A 355-nucleotide genomic window follows, 5' to 3' on the forward strand; every position below is an offset into this window, starting at 1 on the left:
ACACCGTTGAATACGGCGGCTACAGCTTCAACGGCTCAAGCTGACGCTACTCAACAAGTGACTGAGCCTACTCAACCAAAGGCAGATAGTGCTCAGGCTGGCAGTGAAAGCTCACTAAATGCAGATCAAGCTGATAATAGCCAAAACGTGAAAGCTACCGATGTTGGTACAGGCAATGCACCGTTGAATACGGCTTCAACAGCTCAAGCCAATGCTACTCAGCAAGTGAATGAGCCTACTCAACCAAAAGCAGATAATGCTCAGGCTGACATTGATAACTCATTAAATGATGTTCAAGCTGATAACGCTCAAAACGTGAATGATGCCGAGGTTAATACAGGCAATACACCGTTGA

At 45.9% G+C, this 355-nt stretch carries 1 protein-coding gene; it reads left to right on the forward strand.

Annotated features, from left to right (window positions below; translation table 11 throughout):
* Positions 1 to 355: hypothetical protein (locus tag H5187_RS24090; protein ID WP_182798527.1), on the forward strand; the 355-nt coding region annotated here is incomplete at both ends.

The organism is Pseudoalteromonas sp. SG44-1, from assembly GCF_014164315.1.
GTDB classification, from domain to species: Bacteria; Pseudomonadota; Gammaproteobacteria; order Enterobacterales; family Alteromonadaceae; genus Pseudoalteromonas; species Pseudoalteromonas rhizosphaerae.